Annotated in this window: 1 pseudogene; it reads left to right on the plus strand. The window is 76.8% G+C overall.

Annotated features, from left to right (window positions below):
- Nucleotides 1–470: pseudogene (locus LQ51_RS33290) on the plus strand (MerR family transcriptional regulator); the annotation flags it as partial.

The following is a 470-nucleotide window of genomic DNA, read 5'->3' on the forward strand; positions in this document are numbered from 1 at the left end:
CACCGGCGTCGGGATCACCCCGGAGGCCCGCCTCACCGTGCTGCCGGAGCGGGTCGAGGTCACGGTGGCCGGCCGGGTGGTGACCGCCGTCCCGCTGCCCTACGACTACCCCGACTACCGGCGGCTGCTGCACGGCCCGACCGGCTCACCCACGTACCGGGTGCCGGTCGACGTGGCCGCGCTGCGCGGCGCGCTCACCGCGGACGGCGCGCCGGTGCTGATCCGGGAGTACGCGGGGACGCCGCACGAGGTGACCGTGCTCGGCCTGGACGAGCGGGGCGCCCTGCACGTGGTCGGGCCGGACGAGGCGGCCCCGCACGCGGTGCGGATCGGGGTGAACCGGGAGTATCTGTTGGACGCCCTGGACGCCGGGGGCCGGGGCCAGCTCGTGCTGGAGCTGGACGGCCCGATCGCCCCGCTGGCGCTGCGCCGCCCGGACGACGCGGACGCGTTCTCAATCCTCATGCCGG

Origin of the sequence: Micromonospora sp. HK10 (assembly GCF_000982955.1) — a bacterium.
Taxonomy (GTDB): domain Bacteria; phylum Actinomycetota; class Actinomycetes; order Mycobacteriales; family Micromonosporaceae; genus Micromonospora.